The sequence below is a fragment of the Actinoallomurus acaciae genome, from assembly GCF_042429965.1.
Lineage (GTDB): Bacteria > Actinomycetota > Actinomycetes > Streptosporangiales > Streptosporangiaceae > Actinoallomurus > Actinoallomurus acaciae.
Genome location: NZ_JBHLZP010000118.1, coordinates 1 through 18,532 on the forward strand (window position 1 = coordinate 1; position 18,532 = coordinate 18,532).

Genomic DNA, 18,532 nt, shown 5'->3' on the forward strand with positions numbered 1-18,532 from the left:
GATCCCGGCCCCGGCGGTCTCCACCCCGGCGGCCCGCCGCCCGGCTACGGCGGCCCGCCACCGGGCGGGTACGGCGCCGACCCACCGCCTCCGCCGTACGGCGCATACGGTCCGTACGGCCCGTACGGTCCCCAGCACCCGTACGGGCCGGGCATCACCGGGTCGGACGACACGACGTGGGCGCTCCTGGGGTACCTGGGCCAGTTCCTCATCGGCTTCCTCGCCCCGCTCATCGTCTACCTGGCCCGCAAGGACCAGTCGCCGTTCGTCCGGTTCCACGGCGCGCAGGCCCTCAACCTGGCGCTGAGCTACCTGATCGTCTTCTTCGGCGCCATCGCCGTCGCGATCGCGGGCGGGGCGGCGCGGGTGCCCGCGGTGGCGATCGTCGCGATCCTGTCGATGTTCGCCTTCGCCGTCGTGCACCTCGTGTTCCTGATCATCGGCGCGGTCAAGGCCGGCCGCTACGAGATGTACCGGATCCCGACGTGGCTCTGCTGGCGGATGGTCAGGTGAGGTCCCGGACCACGGCGTCGGCCAGGAGCCGTCCGCGCAGGGTGAGGACGGCGCGCCCCGCGTCGTACGCCCCGGGGACCAGGAGGCCGTCGCCGACCGCGCGGCGGACCGCGGACGGGTCGTCGAACAGGCCGAGCGGGCAGCCGTCCGCCAGCCGCAGCTCCAGCATGATCCGTTCGAAGCGGCGGTCGGCGTCCTCCAGCACCTCGCGGGCGTGCGCGGGGGTGATCTCCTCCGCGAGCCGGGCGGCGTACGCGGCCGGGTGCTTGACGTTCCACCAGCGCGTGCCGCCGACGTGGCTGTGCGCGCCGGGGCCCACACCCCACCAGTCGCCGCCGGTCCAGTAGAGCAGGTTGTGGCGGCAGCGGGCCCCCTCGCTCGCCGCCCAGTTCGAGATCTCGTACCAGCCGAGGCCGTGCCCGCCGAGAGCGGCCTCGGCGGCGAGGTAGCGGTCGGCCATCGCGTCGTCGTCGGGCGGGGCCAGCTCGCCGCGGCGCACCCGCGCGGCCAGGCGCGTACCCTCCTCGACGATCAGGGCGTAAGCCGAGACGTGGTCGGGCCCGGCGGCGACCGCGGCGTCGAGGCTGGCCTGCCAGTCGGCGTCGCTCTCTCCTGGCGTGCCGTAGATCAGGTCGAGGTTGACGTGGTCGAACCCGGCCTCCCGCGCCCAGGTGACGCACTGCTGCGGGCGGCCCGGGGTGTGCGTGCGGTCGAGCACGGCCAGGACGTGCTCCCGTACGCTCTGCATCCCGAACGACACGCGGGTGAAGCCCGCCTCACGCAGCTCCGACAGGTACGCCGGACCGGCCGTCTCGGGGTTGGACTCGGTGGTGACCTCCGCGCCGGCGGCCAGCCCGAACTCCTTGCCGATCGCCTCCAGCACCCGGCCGAGGTCGTCCGCGGGCAGCAGCGTCGGTGTGCCACCGCCGACGAACACCGTCTCCACCGGCAGGTCCACGTCGCCCAGCACACGCCGCGCCATGCGGATCTCGGCGATCGCAGTGTCGGCGTAGGACTCACGTGAGGCGCCGCGCAGCTCGGTCGCGGTGTAGGTGTTGAAGTCGCAGTAGCCGCAGCGCGTGACGCAGAACGGCACGTGCACGTAGAAGCCGAACGGCCGGGCGCCCAGGCCGGTCAGGGCGCTCGCGGGCAGCGCGCCGTCTCTCGGAACCGGATCCCCGTCGGGCAGCGTCGAAGGCACGCCTCAAGTGTGCCGCGTCGGTGAGGGTGCCCGCGCCGGTGAGGGTTGCCCGCGCCGTCGCCCCGGGCTTCTCAGCCGCCGGGGGCGGCAGCGACCACGAGGGCCTGCCTCGAAGTGGTCGGGTCGTGGGTTTTCCACAGCCGTGCGTGCGGTCTTCCTTTGGCGTGTGGGGGGCTTGACAATGGAAGTGGGGTCGGCGCCCCCTGGGAGGGCGGGGAGTGTCCCGGACGGCGCAGTGTCCCGGACGGCGGGACTTCGAAACACGCCCCTAGGCGGCGCGGAACTCCGCCCACACCGTCGTACGCCCGGAGTGCTCGGTCACGCCCCAGGCGTCCGCGAGCGCGTCGACGATCAGGATGCCCCGGCCGCTCTCGGCGTGAGCGTCACGGCGGACCCACGACCGCCTCGCCGCCGTGCCGTCGTTGGTGACCTCGGCACGGACGACCTCCCCGTACGCGGACAGGACGATGGTGATCTGTCCCCCGTCGCCGCTCGGCGTGTGCACGATCGCGTTGGTGGCGAGCTCGCTCACCCCCAGGGCGACCTGCTCCAGAGCGGGATGCCGCGACCCGAGCGTCTCGCGTACGAACCGGCGGCCGTTCGCCACCGAACGCTCGACGCCCGGCAGGGTGATGGTGCTGTGCGGCGCCGTGTCCCCCGCGGCGCCGCCATCCGCATCACGCGGGGAGTCGTCACGGCGAACTCCCCGCCCTGCCATAGCAGCGTCCAATGTTCCTCCCGTCGAACCGCAGCACGGCGTGTCTACCCCGGTGTGACGCAAAAACACCGAACCTCGTTCCGCCCTGCCGCGCCGGGGGTTCCAACACGAATGTTGGTGTCGGGACACGACCATCACCACCGACCGCACCGCCCGCCCCGTGACGCGCGCCGGGCCGTACGACCGTGAGGTCGCGCCCGCAACCGCCGCACGACAGACGGGCCGCCGCACGACAGGCGCGGCTGCGGCGCGACATGCGGCAGGCGCGGCCGGTTCACGACAGACGGGCCGCCACGCGGCAGGCGGGGGTGCTGCACCACAGGCGGGCCGCCGCGCGACAGGCGGGATGCTGCGCGTCATACCGGTGTTCGTCATCGGGCTGTCCAGCGGCTGGTCGGCCTCGCCACGGATCGCCAGGATGCTGACGCGGGCGATGACGCCGCCGCGCCGCGGCCCTCCAGGGCACCCGCCGCGCCATGAGCGGCGAGCCCCCGGGTCTTCGCCGCTCGGCCCGAGCGGCGAAGGCCCGACAGGTCGGCCCGAATGCCGTGCTCAGCTATATCTCAGCAGTCACCACCGGCGCGTCCAGAGCGCCGCGGACGCGATCGCCCGCCGCCGAAGGGGCGGCTCGCCCGCCGCCACGACGACTCGCCGAACTCGCCGAACTCGCCGAACTCGCCGAGACCATCAACGCGCGCACGGACGGCCGAGCACACCGCTACCAGGCCGACGTCACCGACGCCGATGCGATCCGCAGCGCGACCGCGACGGCACCGACATCCCGGGCGACTGACACGGCACGGTCAACCTCAACGGGGCCCTCAACGCCACCCACGCCGCTCTGCCGCATCTGGCCCGGGCCGCAGGCGTGGGCCGACCTCGTCACCATCAGCTCGACCACGGGACGCGAGGTGCCCGGCCCGGTGAGCAACCGAACACCCCGTCGGCTTCTCCGAAGCCCTGCGCCAAGAGCCCGCCGAACACCACACACGCACCGGCCCATCGAACCGGCCACGAGTACGCGCCCGACACGACCACGGCCCGCCAGACGACATCACGTCGCGTTCATGGCGCCCCGGCCTCGCCACGCCACCGTCAACGAGATCCTCGTGCGGCCTGCGGCGCAGGTCGTCGGCTCGCTCAGGCGCGCTGCCGCAGCTCCAGCCCGTCCGCGAGTTCCCGCCACTGCTTCCGGGGCAGGGACCCGTGCTCGGCGGTTGTGACCTGCAAAACCACGTGGTCGGCGCCGGCCTCACGGTGCTCCTCGATCCGCCGGCGGATCGCGTCCATACCGCCCCAGGCGAACAGCGCGTCGACCAGCCGGTCGCTGCCGCCGTCGCGGATGTCGTCGTCGGTGAAGCCGAAACGTCGCAGGTTGCTCGTGTAGTTCGGCAGCTGGAGATAGGTCGCGAGGCGGCCGCGCGCGGTGGTGCGGGCGCGTTCGGGGTCGGTGTCGAGGACGACCTTCATCTCCGGAGCCAGCAGCGGGTCCGGGCCGAGGATCTCGCGGGCCGTGGCGGTGTGCTCGGGGGTGATGAGGTACGGGTGGGCGCCCGCGGCGCGGTCACGCGACAGCGCGAGCATGCGGGGACCGAGCGCGGCGAGCACCCGGCCGGACTTAGGCGACCCGGCGGCGTCGAGCCGGTCGATGAAGCCCACCATCGCGGAGTAGGGCTTGGAGTAGTCCTTGGCCAGGACGCCGTGGCTGGCGCCGAGGCCGAGCAGGAAGCGCCCGGGGTACTCCGCGGCGACGGCGGCCTGTTCTTCGGCCACCTCGGCGGCGTCGTAGTCCCAGATGCTCAGGATGCCGGTCGCGACGACGACGCGTGAGGTCGCCGCCAGCACCGGGCGCGCGTGGCGTACGCCGGGACTGGCGCCGAGCCAGATCGCGCCGTAGCCGAGCTCGTCCAGCTCCGCCGCGGCCTCGCGTATCTCGCCCGCGGCTCCCGGGTCCTCGTTACGCAGCCCAGAGTCCCAGATGCCGATTCGGCCCAGATCCATGCCAGCTCCAACCTTCGGTCGACTTGTGACAGGCGACAACCCGGCCGGACGGACGGTTATTTCTTGCCCTTCTCCGGGGCGGCGGTGGTGGACAGGGCCGCGACGAAGGCCTCCTGCGGGACGTCGACCCGGCCGATCGTCTTCATCCGCTTCTTGCCCTCCTTCTGCTTCTCCAGCAGCTTGCGCTTACGGGAGATGTCACCGCCGTAGCACTTGGCGAGTACGTCCTTGCGGATGGCGCGGATGTTCTCACGTGCGATGATCCGCGAACCCACCGCGGCCTGGATCGGCACCTCGTACTGCTGGCGCGGGATCAGCTCCTTGAGCTTGGCCGTCATCATCAGGCCGTACTCGCGGGACTTGTCCTTGTGCACGATCTGGCTGAACGCGTCCACCGACTCGCCCTGCAACAGGATGTCGACCTTGACCAGGTCGGCCTCCTGCTCGCCGCTGGGCTCGTAGTCGAGCGAGGCGTACCCGCGCGTACGGGACTTCAGCTGGTCGAAGAAGTCAAAGATGATCTCGGCCAGCGGCAGCGTGTAGCGGATCTCGACGCGGTCCTCGGACAGGTAGTCCATGCCGAGCAGCACGCCGCGGCGGCTCTGGCACAGCTCCATGATCGCCCCGATGTGCTCGGACGGCGACAGGAGCGTGGCCCGCACCACCGGCTCGTACACCGTGTTGATCTTGCCCTCGGGGAACTCGCTGGGGTTGGTGACCCGGTGCTCCTCGGCGTTCTCCATGACGACGCGGTAGACGACGTTCGGCGCGGTGGAGATCAGCGACAGGTCGAACTCCCGCTCCAGCCGCTCACGGACGATCTCCATGTGCAGCAGGCCCAGGAACCCGCAGCGGAACCCGAAGCCGAGCGCCAGCGACGTCTCCGGCTCGTACACAAGCGCGGCGTCGTTGAGCCGCAGCTTGTCGAGGGCGTCGCGCAGCTCGGGGTAGTCGTCGCCGTCCACCGGGTACAGGCCGGAGAAGACCATCGGCCGGGGGTGACGGTAGCCGCCGAGGGCCTCGTCGGCCCTGCGGCTCGCGCTGGTCACCGTGTCGCCGACACGCGCCTGACGCACGTCCTTCACGCCGGTGATGAGGTATCCGACCTCGCCGACGCCGAGCCCGTCGACCGGCTTGGGCTCGGGCGAGATCACCCCGACCTCGAGCGTCTCGTGCGCCGCCCCGGTGGACATCATGAGGCTCTTCTCACGCCGCGACAGGCGCCCGTCGACCACCCGCACGTACGTGACGACGCCACGGTAGGTGTCGTACACCGAGTCGAAGATCAGCGCCCGCGCGGGCCCGTCGGGGTCGCCCGTCGGCGGCGGCACGGTCGCGACGATGTTGTCGAGCAGCTCCTCGACGCCCTCGCCGGTCTTGCCGGAGACCCGCAGGACCTCGTCCGCATCACAGCCGATGATCCCGGCGATCTCCTCGGCGTACTTGTCCGGCTGCGCCGCCGGCAGATCGATCTTGTTGAGGACCGGGATGATGTGCAGGTCCGCCTCGAGCGCGAGGTAGAGGTTGGCGAGCGTCTGCGCCTCGATGCCCTGAGCGGCGTCCACGAGCAGCACGGCGCCTTCACACGCCTCGAGCGACCGGGAGACCTCGTAGGAGAAGTCGACGTGCCCGGGCGTGTCGATGAGGTTGAGGACGTAGTCCTTCCACGGCAGGCGTACGGCCTGGCTCTTGATGGTGATGCCGCGCTCACGCTCGATGTCCATGCGATCGAGATATTGCGCACGCATCTGGCGCTCCTCGACCACACCGGTGAGCTGCAGCATGCGGTCGGCGAGCGTCGACTTGCCATGGTCGATGTGCGCGATGATGCAGAAGTTGCGAATCACCGCGGGATCGGTGTGGGTCTGGTTCGGTACGGGCGGCACCGGCGTCCTCGTGAAGTGGTGGATCTAGCGTTATCCATGGTCCCATGCCGCACGCGATGCTCGGTTCCGCGCCCACCCGAGAGGGCCCCGGTCCGACCATCACGACACGGCGCGTACGCCCTCACGTGTCCCCACACGCGAGGCACGCGGCCGTCGCCGATCAACAGGACCGCCGAAGACGACGGCGACCAAGACCAAACGCCACGCACGGGACCGCAAACCAGAGGGGGCGCGAAGCCATCCCAGTCACGGGCACGGGCGTGGGCAGGGCGCAACGATCTAAGCGGGGCGCAGAGCCAGCCAAGGCGTGGGCACAGATCCAGCCGGACGTGGGGCACAGCATGCCAGGCCCGGTCGCCGAGTCAGCCCAGCACCCGCAGCATGTCCCGCGAGCAGATCACCTCCATTCTGAGCGGGTGATCGGCAACGGCGCGGTGAACGTCAAGCGGTACGTCGCGGCGGCGTCGATGGCGGGCTGGCCGGTGCGCCCGGTCGCGGAGTCAATCCAAGCCCTGTCAAGCCAGACCCGATCACGGCAGGCCAAACGCGGTCACGGCACGCCAGACCCGGCCGCAGCACGCCAGACCCGGTCACGGCACGCCGAACGCGGTCACGGCAGGCTAGACGCGAGGCACGGCCAGCCAGAAGCGGTCAGGCGTAGTTATCCACAGGCGATCGAGACCCTTCCTCCGGCAGATCTGAGCGCTGGACAATGAGATTGGGGTGAGCCCCCCGTGGCGGGCGGGGCATGTCCGTGGCGGGCGGGGCATGTCCGTGGCGGGCGGGGCATGTCCTGGCAAGCCTGTGGCGGGCGGGGCTTGTCCTCCGCGTGGCGCTGGGGCGGGCGGGGTTCTGGTCGTCGTGCGCGTACGTGTCGCGTGGGAAATTCTGTTGAGGGGGCCGTAAGGGTCGGCGAGGATTCGGCCATGGCTTCGCCTCCACCCGCCGCCGGTCCTCGGCTGGCCTGGGCCGGGCTGCCGGCGCACGTGCGGGCGGTCGTCGAGGCGCGTGCCGGGGCGGCCGTCGTACGGGCGTGGGATCAGCGAGGTGGGTTCTCGCCCGGTGTGGCGGCGCGGCTGTTGCTGGAGGACGGGCGCCGGTTGTTCGTCAAGGCGGTGGCGCCGGCGATCAATCCCGCCTCTCCCGGCCTGCACCGCGGCGAAGCCCGTACGCTCGCCGCGCTGCCGGTCGCCGTGCCCTCGCCGCGGCTGCTCTGGAGCCACGACGACGGTGACTGGGTGGTCCTCGGCATCGAGGACGTCGAGGGGCGTACGGCCTCACTGCCGTGGCGTCGTGACGAACTCGACCGGGTCACCGCGGCGGTCGCGGCCATGGCGCGCACACTGACTCCGGCGCCCGAGGGCTTTCCCGGCGTGGTGGAGAAGATGGATGCCGCGTTCACCGGCTGGCGGACCCTCGCCGCGGATCCCCCACCGGATCTGGGCCCGTGGGAGTCACGGCGGCTCGACCGGCTCGCCGCGCTGGAGGAGTCGTGGGGCGACCACGCGGCCGGCGACACGCTGCTCCACCTCGATCTGCGTGCCGACAACGTGCTGCTCGACCGCTCCGGCGGCGTGCACGTCGTCGACTGGGCACACGCGTGCGTGGGCGCGCCCTGGGTCGATCTCGCACTGCTGCTGATCGAGGTGAACGACCCGGCCGCCGATGAGATCCTCACCGACGCCAGCGCGCCTCGTGAAGGTGTGGACGCGCTGCTGTGCGCGTTCGCCGGGTTCCTGGCTGATCACTGCCGCCGCCCGGCTCCACCCGGCCTGCCGACGATCCGCGCCTACCAGCGGGCGTACGCTGAGAGCGCGGTCGGCTGGCTGGCACGACGCTGGGATTCTGGTTCGGTTTGGGCGTTGGGTTAGTGGCTTGGTAGGCTGTCCCACTGCGTGTGGGCGCGTCTAGGTCCCGCGCCCCATCCCATCGACTTAATAACCTGAGGCTTCTTTCGTGGCGAACATCAAGTCCCAGATCAAGCGGAACAAGCAGAACGAGAAGGCTCGCCTGCGCAACAAGGCGGTCAAGTCGGAGCTGAAGACCGAGATCCGCAAGTTCCGCGAGGCCGCCGAGTCGGGCGACGCCGACGCGACCAACACTCAGCTGCGCATCGCGCTGCGCAAGCTCGACAAGGCCGCCAGCAAGGGCGTCATCCACAAGAACCAGGCCGCCAACCGCAAGTCGGCGATCGCCAAGCGCGCCGCCGCACTGCAGGCCAAGTAAGGTTCCAAGGCTCCTCGACGCCGCGCCCCGACCGGGCGCGGCGTCGTTGTGCCGCCAAAGACCACGCCGCGCACCATTCGGTCATTCCGAAGACCGCGCCGCAGGCCGTCCGGCCGATTCCAGGCCGCACCGCCCCACCGGCTCGTCCAAGGTCGCGATGCGAGCCCGCTGGCCGGTCCTCGGCGCCGAACAGGAACTCGGCGAATCGCCGCGACCCGTCACTTTCGCGACGCCGAAGATCTGTCCGCCCCTGGCCAGGGAGTGACCAGTCCCGTGCTCACCGGCCCACGGTCGCGTTGGCGAGCCCTTGCCTCGGTCTCGCGGGAGCAGCGCTGCCGCGACCAAGTGCCACTCGCCGGAATGTACGGCGTCGTCAGCGACCGCAAGCCCACCGATCCAAAGCCGCACCCCACCGGGCCATCCAAAATCGCACCGCGAACGCCGCCCCTCTCCTGGTCCCTCTCGGCATCTTCGATCGGCCCGCAATCCCCTTTGGTGTGTTCAGCGCAGCCGGGCAGGGCGAACAAGGCCCGCACGCGCCGAGCGCGACCGAGACGACGAACGGCAGCGCGTTGGCGACCATTTTTTGCGGCGACCGTTAGATTCGTCGCCTGCCGAAGCGACGGTCCCCCACCGCCGTCCCTTCACCCTCCTGGCGCCGGGGGCCGCAGCACGGCGTTCCCTGATCCGGACAGTGCGTAGGCTCAGGACCTGCCGGGTCAGAAGCCGGTGAACTCGCCCGATTCACGCCGTACGTGGGCTCAAGATTCCACGGGCCACGAAGCGGTGATCTCGTCTTCGAGTTCTGGCCAGGTCGCGATCGGGTGCACCCAGTCCGGTGGGGTGGTCGGCTGGGGGCCGAACAGGTACAGGTTCGGTACCAGGCCTCGCAGGGCCGTGTGCACCGCGAGGCGGTCGTCGACCATGTGGGTGATGCCGAGTTCGGCGCAGTGGATGGCCTTGTCGGCGCGTTTTCGGCAGAAGCGGACGTTCTGCGACGGGACTCCGGTGCGCCGGTAGAAGTCGTGGTGATCGAGCCATTCCAGGGTGCGGCGTTGAATGCGTTCGCCGCACTTTGATATCACCCAGACTCGGCCGTCGAACCGGTCGACCAGTCCCGGCAGGGTCTCGAACATTCCCGCCGTGGCCGGGGATCGCATCGCCTCCTCGGCGTCTCCGTCGAGGAAGGCGGTGTCCGCCTGCCCCGATTCCGCCGCGCCGCCGTGGATGACCCGGCCGAAATCGACTCCCAGGCGCGGTTCCGTCATGACATTCATCGCACCAGGTTGCGGCATATCCCGCCCGGCGGTAAACCGATTATCGCGGACGCCGTCTAACCGCCGAATTCATCGAGGTACCGATCGACGGCGCGGCGGTCGTATCCGCGGAGTACCATGGTGAACCTCGGCGGCCTTCCGCCGGTCCCATCCGCCGTCCGGCTCCATATGTACTCGTCCACCTGCCGTCGGTCGTATCCGCGCCAGACGACCGGGAACCTCGGTCCTTCCGCCACCGGCTCCCGCGAGCCTTCCATCCGAATCCACCTCGCCCTGCCCGGCGCCCGCACGCCCGCCGGGGGACGGCGCGTCAGCGCGTACCGCGGGCGGCGACGATCTGGTTGATCGCCTTCTCCAGAGCATACGCCGCGTCGGCGCCCCCGCCCTTCACCTGAGCATCGGTCTCGGCCACCACCTGAAGGGCCTGCGCGACACCGTCCGGCGTCCAGCCGCGCAGCTGCTGCCGTACGCGGTCGACCTTCCACGGCGGCATGCCCAGCTCCTTGGCGAGCCCGGCCCCGCGCAGCCCGCGAGGGGCGCCGCCGACCTTGGCGAGTGAGCGGACACCCTGGGCGAGCGCGCTCGTGATCAGGACCGGGGCGACGCCCGTGGCCAGGGCCCAGCGCAGCTGTTCGAGCGCGTCGGCGAGCTTGCCCTCCACCGTACGGTCGGCGACGTTGAAGCCGCTGACCTCCGCGCGCCCGCGGTGGTAGCGCGCGACCGCCGCGTCGCCGACCTTGCCGCCGGTGTCGGCGACGAGCTGGCTGCAGGCGCTGGCGAGCTCGCGCAGGTCGTTGCCCACGGCGTCGAGCAGGCTGCGCGCGGCGTCCTCGCCGATGCTGCCGCCGGCCCGGCGTACCTCGGCCCGTACGAAGGCGACCCGCTCTCCCGGCCGGGAGATCTTCTGGCAGGTGACCTTGCGCGCGCCCGCCTTGGTGAGGGCGTCGAGCAGTGCCTTGCCCTTGGCGCCGCCCGCGTGCACGGTGACGAGGTCGATGTCGTCGGCGGGGTTCTTGGCGTACGCGCCGATCTCGGCGATCAGGTCCTTGCCGAAGTCCTGCGCGGAGCGGAGCACGACGACCCGGCCCCCGCCGAACAGCGACGGCGAGGTCAGCTCGGCGAGCGCGCCGCGGTTCAGCGTCGCCGGGGTCAGCTCGTGCACCTCGACATCGGACTCGCGCGCGCGTGCGGCCTTGACGACGTCGGCGATCGCCCGGTCGACCAGCAGTTCTTCGTCACCGACGATCAGTGTGAGACGTTCGGAGGACACGCTTGCAGCATGCCATGCCGCGAGGATCCCCCGCGCCGTACCGGCGACTTCGGCGCCAAACGGGACGCGCCGGCGGTCCGCTACCGGCCGGTCTCGGCCGGGACGTGGGGGCGGAACGCGACGGCGCGTACGGAACCGAGGTCGTCGTTCTTCGGGTCCGGCGGCAGCGGGAACACCGTCGTCAGCAGCCGCCAGCCGAGCGGATGCGCCTCGCTGAGGGAGACGAGCAGCGAGCGGCACTCCTCGGCGGACAGGAAGCGGTGCTCGGGCTCGGCGAACCGCAGGTGACCGATGCGCAGTTCGAGCACGCGGCCGGCGCGGATGTTGCGCACCCAGTCGGCGCGGTTTCCCCACGCGGCGACCACGATGACCTCGCGGGTCTCGTGGTCGAGACGGGCGACCTCCAGCACGGTGTCGCGGCGGAGTCCGCTGAGGCGTCCCTGGTGGGCCAGATAGAGGAAGCGTTTGCCGAGAAGGAAACCCAGGTCGTGGCGGTACACCCAACGCGGTGCCCGCAGAGCGTGGAGCAACAGCCCCTGGGGTCCGCGGGTGCCGGATGCTTCTCGGCTCATCGTCCAATAATGCCCGATGTAACCCGTGACGGGCCCTTGGAACAGACTCGTCCGGATCTCACTCTGCCTCGTGCGGGACTGCGGGAATCGCCATCAGACGCGGCCGGTTACGTGTTACATGGCCGAATTCAGTGATGTGCGCTGGTCAGTGCTGGACCTCGTGCCGGTGAGCACGACGACGACCCCCGCGGAGGCGTTGCGGGCGTCCGTCGATCTCGCCCCGGTGGTGGAGCGGCTCGGTTACCACCGCCTGTGGGTGGCCGAGCACCACGGCATGCCCGGTATCGCCAGCTCCTCCCCCGCCGTCCTCATCGCGCATCTCGCGGAGGCCACGTCGACTCTGCGCGTGGGTTCGGGCGGCGTGATGCTGCCGAACCACGCGCCGCTGGTCGTGGCGGAACAGTTCGGCACGCTGGAGGCGCTGCACCCGGGCCGCATCGACCTGGGCATCGGCCGCGCACCGGGCACGGACCAGGCGACGGCGTACGCGCTGCGCCGCAGCCCCGACCTGAGCGCGGACGCGTTCCCCGAGGACCTGGCCCAGCTCCGGGCGTTCCTCGACGGCACGTACCCGCGGATCCGCGCCGTGCCCACCGGGGCCAGCCCACCGGCCGTGTGGCTGCTGGGCTCAAGCGGGTACAGCGCGCAGCTCGCCGGCGTTCTCGGCCTGCCGTTCGCGTTCGCGCACCACTTCAGCGCGCGGTTCACCGATCCCGCGCTGGAGCTGTACCGGTCGAGCTTCGAACCGGCCGGCGGCCTGGACCGGCCGTACGCGATGGTGACCGCGGCGGTGTTCGCCGCCGACACCGACGAGGAGGCGCAGCGTCTCGCCGCCCCGCAGGGCCTGTCGATCCTGCGGCTGCGCTCGGGCAACCCGGGCCTGCTGCCGACGCCGGAGGAGGCGCAGGCGTATGACTACGCACCGCAGGAACGCGAGGCGATCGCGTCGTTCACCGAGTCGCACATCGTCGGCGGCCCGGACACCGTCCGTAAGGGACTGCTGAAGCTGCTCGAACGCACCCGGCCCCAGGAGCTCATGGTCTCCACGAACATCGGCGACCCGGACGCCCGCCGTCGTTCGTACGAGATCATCGCGGAGGTCGCCAAGGACCTGTGACCGGCCGCCCCGGTTAGACGGCGCGGGTGCTCAGTCGACACGGAGCCGCCGGCCGAGGGACCTCGCATCGCGTACGTCCTGCGCCTTGCGGACGTAGACGGTGACGCGCCGGTTGCCCGCGAGGGGCGCGAGGTCCGCTCCCGGGCCGATGTCCGCGATGAAGAGGTCTTTCAGCTCGGGGAGGGCGGCCAGCGGGGCCAGGTCGGTGACGTTCTCGCAGCCGCGGAGCCAGAGCGTCGTCAGCCGCGTGAGCTCGCCGATCGGTGCCAGGTCCGCGATGTTCGTGTCCTCCAGGTCGAGGAACACGAGCTCACGCATGTCGGCGAGCGCGGTGAAGTCGGTGATGCCGCGGCAGCCCCACAGTGCGAGCCGGCGCAGATTCAGCGGGACCAGCTGCCGGATGTCCGCCACCCCGGGCGAGCGGTTGAGCGTCAGGGAATCGACGCGGGGCGCGAGCTCGGCCAGCGCGTCGATGCCGGAGCTCAGGGAGGAGGCGAGCAGCCCCAGGTCGGTGAGCGACTCCGGAATGGGTAGGTCACGGATGTCCGTCAACGCCCGGCAGTCGTCCAGGTGCAGGCTGTTCAGCGCGTCCTGGTCGCGCAGCGGGGACAGGTCCGTGACGTTCGCCAGCCGGTTCAGTTGCAGGCGCTCCAGCTTCGGCAGGCCACGGACGAAGTCCAGATCGGTGATCTCCTCGGCGCCCAGGCTGAGGGTGTCGAGTCCGCGCAGCCGATGCAACGGCGTGAAGTCCTCCACCTTCGTCTGGACGGAGATGGTGAGGCCCGTGAGGGTGTCGGCGTAGGCGGTGAGTGGCGACAGGTCACCGGAGCACAACCCGCGGACCCCCAGGTACGTAAACGGCGTGCCGAGGCCCTCCAGGAAGGACAGGTCGTTCACCGTGCGTGGTTCCACCTCGAACCACGTCAGGTGCCGCAGATGACGCAGGGCGGGGATCAGGCGGGGTTCCGCGAGGTAGAGACTCCCGCCGACCAACAGGGTGTCGGCAAGGACGTTCGCGGCGTACCGGTCCGGGTCGAAGTACTCCCAGCCCCTGATCAGCTCCTGCTGCACCTCGGCCCGCGGATCGCCGCCGTACCCGGCGAGCAGGTCGAGAGCGCCGGGCCCGTTGACCAGCCACGCGGTGCGGACGACGGCGCGGGCCGCTGCGGCGGAGAGCCCGTCCGGCGTACGGGGAAGGCGGGCGAGGATCGGCTCGCCGACGTTCGACAGTGAGCGGGCGGAGGCCAGGTCGCGGGGCGGGACGAGGTCGTCGAGGCAGTCGTCGATGCCCTCGCGCGACTCACCGGGGATGGCCGGGAGGGTCTCCAGGCATCCGGCGATCAGGAGCTTCAGCCGGCGGGCGGCACGCGGCTCCGCGTGGACCCGGGCGAGCAGGCCGCGCAGCAGCTCAGAACGCTGCGGCGCGTTGGCGTGGCCCGCGGCCATGATGATGGTCTCGCGCCACTGGTCCTTGTGCGCCTGGGCGATCAGCGGCTCGAGGTCACCGTCGTCGGCGAACTGCTTGGCGGTGAGGTACTCCTGCACGGTCCGGTGCACGAAGTCGATCCGGCCGGGCACGGGCTCGCGCAGGACGCCGCTGCGCTCCAGCAGGTGTTCGAGCACGGCCTCGGCGTCACCCGGAGCGCTCGGCATCGCGGCGAGCCTCTCCCCGGTCCAGCGGATCACCGCGTCTCTCGGCAGCTCGGTGCGCCCGGTGATCGACAGACGCCAGGCGAGCTCCTGCAGGATCCGCAGCTTCTGCGCGCGTTCGAGGGTGATGCCGTCGTCGGACTGGATCTGGCGCTCGACGTCACGGCGTTCGAGCAGAAGCTCGAGCGCGGCCGCGTACAGGCCCATCCGGTCGCGCGGCAGTTGTTTCTCCCGGTCGAGGTTGAGCGCGCAGAGCATCGCGGCGAGCAGTGGGCTGCCCGCGAGCGCGCGCAGGTGGGGCGCCGACTCCATGCGCGCCAGCAGCGCCGCCTCGAAGCCGGGCAGTTGCTCGGGCGTGCATGGGAGGTCTCCGGCGTCACGGACCGCGTCGTGCCAGTGCCGGATCAGTTCCTTGATGTCGGCGGGCGTCATCCGCTCCAGCAGCGCGGTCGTGAACCCCTCCGCCGCGAGCCAGTCGGACCCGGCCGCCGCGGGCCGCGACGTGACGACGACGCGCAGCCCCGGATATTCGGCGATGAGACCGGCGAGCCAGGGGCGTACGGCCCGCCGCTGCGCGCCCGGCAGCTCATCGACCCCGTCGACCATGAGCAGGACACGGCCGTCCTGAAGACGGCGGTGCACCCAGCCGGCCGGCATCAGCCCGGCGATGGTGTCCGCCACCCCTTCCAGGAACCGCTCGGGCGGCGGCAGCGCACGGCCGGTGTGGCTGCGCAGCCTGATCAGGAATGGGACGTAGCCGTTCCATCCGGCGAGATCCCCGGTGAAGGTGCCCCGCGCGGCGGAGATCGCCAGCCAGCGGAGCAGGGTGCTCTTGCCCGACCCGGCCTCACCTCGGATGAGCGTCAGCGGGTCGCGGGCCAGCGCGGCCTCCACCCGGAGCGTCGCCTCACCGGGGTCGTGCTCGTGCGTGCGCCATTCGTCGAGGTGCGGCGTGCGGCCGGCGCGGTGCCGGCGGTCGCCGGTGTGGTCGTCGGCGGAGACGCTGAGGCTGATGTAGGCCACGCTCAGCGTCGTACGGGGGCGGTAGCGCTCGACGCGTACGCCGAAGAGCTCCAGAACGTCCTGGGTGACGCTGATGTGCTCGAGATAACGACGGCGGAACGCCTCGTCGGTCGCCGTGCCCTCCGGAGCGTCGAGCGTACGGACCGGCAGGCGGGTCAGGAGCAGCGCCACCTGCTCGGAGACGCCGGAGAGACGTGCGAGCGCCTCGGCGGAGGCCCGGGGGCCGAACTGCGGCAACTGCTGGACGATCCGCACGAAGCAGTCACAGCATTCGTCCAGCACGACGTCGTACAGACGGGCGCCCGCGTGTCCGAGCTGAGCCTCGACGCGGCGCTGGGGCAGGCCGGCGCGGATCCGGGCGGCGACGCGTGCGGGGTCCAGATCCGCCGCGAACAGCGCTCGGTCGGACAGATCGGCGTCGGTCAGCGTCAGCACGACCTCGGCGAGCGCGGCCGCCTTGTCGCTCTCGGCCGGCCCGCCGTACTCATGACCGGACACGGTCAGCAGCCGTTCGGCGAACTGGTCGGCGACGTCGGCGACCTGGCGTTCGAACCGCCGGCGCGCGATCCGGTCGGGGAACCGCGCCCGGGTCAGTTCGATGAGGTCCTTGCCCCGCTCACTCTCGCCGGCACGGCCGGTGAGCCATGCCTGCGCCAGGTGCCTCCCCAGCGCCTTGCCGACCGCGACCGCCGCGGTTTCCAGCGTCATCCAGGCCTCCCGCCGCCAGAGCGTGAGGGCATTATCGAGGAATAGGAGGACACGGGCGCATCCCGTCGCCAGGACCCGGCGAAGGACGCCCGTACCTCGAAGGGTGTCGCGCCTGCTCATGGGCACTCCTTCATCGGAACCGCACTCCGCGCGGTCATGGTCTGTTCCTCCGGGTCACGACGGTGGGGCCTCCGGGAGAGCCGATGACGGCGACATCGCCGTCGCGGTCGGTGCGGTAGACGTGCTCGCCGAGACGGGTCAGGGCGGACATGGTCGACGGTGCCGGATGGCCGTAGTCGTTGTCCGCCCCGACGGAGGCGATCGCCACCCGGGCGCGCACGGCGGCCAGGAAGGCGGGGTCCTGATGGGACGAGCCGTGATGCGGGATCTTCAGGACCTGCGCGGCGGGGACGCCGGCCGCCAAGAGCTCGCGCTGCGCCTCGATCTCCACGTCGCCGGAGAGCATGACGCTGAGGTCCGGCCAGCGGGCGAGCATGACGATGCTGGCGTTGTTGACCGTGGTGCCGGTGTCCCGGTCGGTCACGCGCAGGGTGCTGAGCGGACCGAGGACGGCCAGGGTGAGCGGGCCGACGGTCCAGACGTCGCCGATGCCGGCCGTGCGGGGTGTCCGGCCGGCCAGGAGGTGCCGTTCCTCACCGTCGCTGTCCGGGCTGATCACGACGGTGCCGACAGCCCGGCCGCGCAGTACGCCGGGCAGGCCGTCGATGTGGTCGGCGTGCGGATGGGTGAGGACCAGCAGCGGAACGGTGCGGACGCCGAGGTCGTGCAGGCACCGGTCCATCGCGTGCGGATCGGGACCGGTGTCGACGACAACGGCCTGCCCGTGGCCGGTGAACAGCGCCAGGCCGTCGCCCTGACCGACGTCGCAGGCCACGAACAGCCAGCCGCTTGGCGGCCAGGACGGCGCGAAGACGTGCATGCCGACGGCGATGAGCGCGACGCCCACCAGGGCCGCGGCGGCGATCCCTCGTGCCAACGGCCGGCGGAACACCAGCACACTCGCGACGACCGCGGCGAGCAGGAGGGCGACACCGGCGAGGCCGGCCGGCCAGCCGATCACCGCGTACGGCATCGCGGCGAAGAACCGGGCGACGCTCGTGATCCAGCCGACCGCCAGACCCGCCGGCCACACGATGAGACGGGCGGCGCCGAGGGAGAACGGCGCGACCGTCGCGGCGAAGACGCCGAGCAGCGTCGCCGGTGCGACGGCCGGAGCCGCGAGGAGATTGGCCGGTATCGCGGACAGGCTGACTCCGGTGCCGAGCATCGCCAGCAGCGGCGCGCACGCGAGATGCGCGGCGGTGGACACGGCGAGAGCCTCGGCGAGGCCTCGTGGCATCCGCCTGCTGAGCCGGTCGCGCCAGGCCGGGGCGAGCACGAGGATGCCCGCCGTCGCGAACGCCGAGAGCGCGAAGCCGTACGACCGGGCCAGCTCCGGATCGGCGAGAACGAGGACCAGGACGGTGGCGCAGAGCGCGGGCACCCCCTGGCGTTCGCGTCCGCCGACCACCGCGATCAGTGCGACGCCGCCCATGACGGCGGCGCGCAGCACGCTCGGCGAGGGACGTGCCAGGACGACGAAGCCGACGATGGCGGCGCCGGCGAGCAGCGGACCCGCCCGCCGGCCCAGCCCGGCGAGCCGGCCGAGGCCGAGCACGGCGCCCAGGATCAGAGAGAGGTTCTCGCCGCTGACGGCCATGAGGTGGGTGAGCCCGGCTTTCGCGAACGCGTCGGCCAGATCGGGCCGGAGCAGCGAGGTCTCGCCGTCGACCAGGCCGGGCAGCAACCCGCGCTGATCGCCCGGCAGGTGGCTCGCCGCCGCCCGCAGCCGCAGGCGGATGACCCCGGCCACGCGTTGCGGCCCCGACGGCGCCCCGAGCATGGTCGGCGGGTCGCGCACCAGGGCGATGGCCGCCAAAAGCTCACCGCGCTCCGGAGTCGTCAGGCGGGCGGTGAATCGGACGTGACGGCTCGGCAGCAGCCCCGTCCAGGCCGGGTCCGTGGCGAAGACGAGGACGGGCACCCGTACACGCTGCCGGTCGACCCGCTCGACACGGACCGGGACGATCACCGTTTCGTGGTGGTGGACCGCGCCGGGCTTGACGACCGCTTTCGGATCGCCCGTCACGACCGCGTCGAGGCGTGCCGTGGACTCGCGCTTCGCCAGCGCGCGTACCGGCCCGGAACCGACGGCGGCCAGCCGTGATCCGACCCCGAACGCGGAGGCGGCGACGCAGATCAGGATGGCCGCCGTCGCCGTGCGCATCCCGCCGGAGCCCTCGGGCCGGTCGGGCGCCTCCGCGTTCGGAGGCCGGAGCGGACGCGGCGGCGGGGCGGTGCGGTCCGTGG

The 18,532-nt window shown here is 71.7% G+C and carries 13 protein-coding genes; 4 read left to right on the top strand and 9 right to left on the bottom strand.

What is annotated here, in order from left to right:
- Positions 1 to 513 (top strand): DUF4870 domain-containing protein (locus tag ACFFNX_RS17720; protein ID WP_378202824.1); only part of this gene is annotated, 513 nt, incomplete at its 5' end.
- On the opposite strand, the gene hemW is transcribed toward ACFFNX_RS17720, so the two are convergent.
- The 4 genes from hemW to lepA form a co-directional block, all read right to left on the bottom strand.
- Positions 506 to 1,714, bottom strand: a complete 1,209-nt coding sequence (hemW, locus tag ACFFNX_RS17725) for a radical SAM family heme chaperone HemW (protein ID WP_378202827.1) — start codon at positions 1,712 to 1,714, stop codon at positions 506 to 508. The genes ACFFNX_RS17720 and hemW overlap by 8 nt on opposite strands.
- A gap of 268 nt (positions 1,715 to 1,982) precedes the next feature.
- Positions 1,983 to 2,432, bottom strand: coding sequence for an ATP-binding protein (locus ACFFNX_RS17730; protein ID WP_378202830.1), 450 nt, complete (start codon positions 2,430 to 2,432; stop codon positions 1,983 to 1,985).
- Positions 2,433 to 3,572: 1,140 nt separating this feature from the next.
- Entirely contained in the window at positions 3,573 to 4,433 is an 861-nt protein-coding gene (locus ACFFNX_RS17735) for an LLM class F420-dependent oxidoreductase (RefSeq protein ID WP_378202833.1), read from the bottom strand.
- 56 nt (positions 4,434 to 4,489) lie between these two features.
- A complete protein-coding gene (gene lepA, locus ACFFNX_RS17740; protein ID WP_378202836.1) occupies positions 4,490 to 6,319 on the bottom strand; it encodes a translation elongation factor 4 in 1,830 nt (609 codons plus the stop codon).
- Positions 6,320 to 7,245: 926 nt separating this feature from the next.
- On the opposite strand from lepA, the gene ACFFNX_RS17745 reads away from it, so the two are divergent.
- Together ACFFNX_RS17745 and rpsT are read left to right on the top strand one after the other, a co-directional pair.
- Positions 7,246 to 8,190 carry a phosphotransferase family protein gene (locus tag ACFFNX_RS17745; RefSeq protein ID WP_378202839.1) on the top strand — a complete coding sequence of 315 codons (945 nt, stop codon included), beginning with the start codon at positions 7,246 to 7,248 and terminating at the stop codon, positions 8,188 to 8,190.
- A gap of 85 nt (positions 8,191 to 8,275) precedes the next feature.
- Positions 8,276 to 8,545: a 30S ribosomal protein S20 gene (rpsT, locus tag ACFFNX_RS17750; protein ID WP_378202842.1), complete on the top strand. Its 270-nt coding sequence runs from the start codon at positions 8,276 to 8,278 to the stop codon at positions 8,543 to 8,545.
- Between the two features lie 761 nt (positions 8,546 to 9,306).
- On the opposite strand, the gene ACFFNX_RS17755 is transcribed toward rpsT, so the two are convergent.
- The 3 genes from ACFFNX_RS17755 to ACFFNX_RS17765 all read right to left on the bottom strand — a co-directional run bounded on the left by ACFFNX_RS17755 (position 9,307) and on the right by ACFFNX_RS17765 (position 11,664).
- On the bottom strand, positions 9,307 to 9,813 hold the full coding sequence (locus ACFFNX_RS17755) for a hypothetical protein (protein WP_378202844.1): 507 nt from the start codon (positions 9,811 to 9,813) through the stop codon (positions 9,307 to 9,309).
- Positions 9,814 to 10,132: 319 nt separating this feature from the next.
- Positions 10,133 to 11,092 (bottom strand): DNA polymerase III subunit delta, encoded by a 960-nt coding sequence (gene holA / locus ACFFNX_RS17760; protein ID WP_378202847.1) that lies wholly within the window; start codon positions 11,090 to 11,092, stop codon positions 10,133 to 10,135.
- 80 nt (positions 11,093 to 11,172) lie between these two features.
- A complete protein-coding gene (locus ACFFNX_RS17765) occupies positions 11,173 to 11,664 on the bottom strand; it encodes a PNPOx family protein (RefSeq protein ID WP_378202851.1) in 492 nt (163 codons plus the stop codon).
- A gap of 118 nt (positions 11,665 to 11,782) precedes the next feature.
- On the opposite strand from ACFFNX_RS17765, the gene ACFFNX_RS17770 reads away from it, so the two are divergent.
- Positions 11,783 to 12,781, top strand: coding sequence for an LLM class flavin-dependent oxidoreductase (locus ACFFNX_RS17770; RefSeq protein WP_378202854.1), 999 nt, complete (start codon positions 11,783 to 11,785; stop codon positions 12,779 to 12,781).
- Between the two features lie 30 nt (positions 12,782 to 12,811).
- Here ACFFNX_RS17770 and ACFFNX_RS17775 read toward each other — a convergent pair whose 3' ends face one another.
- Both ACFFNX_RS17775 and ACFFNX_RS17780 read right to left on the bottom strand, forming a co-directional pair.
- Positions 12,812 to 16,162: an NACHT N-terminal Helical domain 1-containing protein gene (locus ACFFNX_RS17775; protein ID WP_378202857.1), complete on the bottom strand. Its 3,351-nt coding sequence runs from the start codon at positions 16,160 to 16,162 to the stop codon at positions 12,812 to 12,814.
- Positions 16,163 to 16,316: 154 nt separating this feature from the next.
- Positions 16,317 to 18,532, bottom strand: a 2,216-nt coding sequence (locus ACFFNX_RS17780; RefSeq protein WP_378202860.1) for a ComEC/Rec2 family competence protein, incomplete at its 5' end; no start/stop codon positions are given.